Source organism: Streptomyces sp. NPDC027189 (assembly GCF_055566975.1).
On sequence record NZ_JBVHRI010000084.1, the window covers coordinates 1 to 1654 of the forward strand.

Here is a 1654-nt window from a genome sequence, read left to right on the forward strand (position 1 = left end):
CCACCACGGCCTCGGCATCCGGCGTCCGCGCCACCTGCTCCTCGAACAGCTCCACCACCGAACGCCCCGGCACCTCACACGCCGTGTCATTCCAGAGTTCGAGGATGCGACCGCGCTCGCCCGCGCCGAGGAGGTCGACGCGGCCAACGGGAGCCCCGTGCTCGGCAACGGCCCCGGCGAGGAGCCGCAGCAGGCGGTCGACGAGTGCGGCGGCCGTGGCGCGGTCGAACAGGTCGGTGCTGAACTCCAGCACACCGTTGAGGGCACGAACCTGTCCCTCTTCGTCATGCTGTTCGGTGAAGCCGAAAGCCAGGTCGAACTTGGCGACGGACGTCTCGACCGGCTCGCGCTCGGCGGTGATGCCGGGCAGGTCCCCCAGGGAGTCCAACGCCCCTTGATAGTCCGTGTTGTTGAGGGTCAGCAGAACCTGGAAGAGCGGGTGCCGCGCGAGCGAGCGCTCCGGGTTGATGGCCTCGACGAGCCGCTCGAACGGCAGGTCCTGGTGCGCGTACGCGCCTAGGTTCGTCTCACGGACCCGGGCCACCAGCTCGGCGAAGGTCGGGTTCCCCGAGGTGTCCGTGCGCAGCACCAGCGTGTTCAGGAAGACGCCGATCAGATCGTCGAGTGCTTCGTCGGTGCGGCCGGCGATGGGTGTCCCGATGGGGATGTCATTGCCCGCGCCCAGCTTTGTCAGGAGTGCCGCGAGGCCGGCCTGGAGCACCATGAACGGACTCGCCTGCGCATCCCGGGCCATGTCGCTCAACCGGGCATAGAGTTCCGCGGGCACGCTGAAGGCGACGCGGTCACCCTGGTGGGAGGCGACGGAGGGGCGCGGACGGTCGTACGGCAGCTCCAGCTGCTCCGGCAGACCGGCCAACTTCTGGGTCCAGTAAGCGAGTTGCCGGGAGAACTCGCTCTCCGGGTCCTCCTCGGAGCCGAGGACCTCGCGCTGCCAGAGGCTGTAGTCCGCGTACTGCACCGGGAGCGGCTCCCATGACGGGGACCCGCCGGCCGCGCGGGCCGCGTACGCCGCCGTCAGGTCACGGGCCAGCGGGGCACGCGACCACGCGTCACTCACGATGTGATGGGTGAGGAGCAGCAGGACGTGGTCCGCTTCCGACAGCGCGAACAGCGTGGCCCGGAAGGGGATTTCGGCGCTGAGATCGAAGGGTCGGCCCGCGGCCCCGGCGAGTTCGTCACGCAGCCGCTCCTCGTCCGCCTCCACGATCGGCAGCTCCGGCCTGGCCTCCTCCTCGGACAGGACGATCTGCCTGGCCCCGTCGGCGTCCTCGGCGAAGAGGGTGCGCAGACTCTCGTGCCGCCCTACCACGTCCCCCAGTGCCTGTCGCAGCGCCTCGCGGTCCAGCGGCCCGGTCAGCCGCAGCGCTACCGGGGCGTTGTACGTGGCGCTGGGTCCCTCGAACTGGTTGAGGAACCAGAGGCGTTGCTGTGCGTACGACAACGGGATGCGGGACGGTCGCGGATCCGCCACGGCCACGCCGCGGCGCACGTCCTGCGACCCGGCCGCCAGTGCGGTGGCGAGGCCGGCGACGGTGCGAGTCTCGAAGAGCTGACGGATGGGCAGCTCCGCACCGAGGGTGGTGCGGATGCGGCCGGCCAGCTTCGTGGCGAGCAGGGAATGACCGCCCAGACG

General features: G+C 70.6%; 1 protein-coding gene. It reads right to left on the bottom strand.

What is annotated here, in order from left to right:
- Nucleotides 1-1654 (bottom strand): condensation domain-containing protein (locus tag ACZ4RZ_RS50285; RefSeq protein ID WP_467754377.1); only part of this gene is annotated, 1654 nt, incomplete at both ends.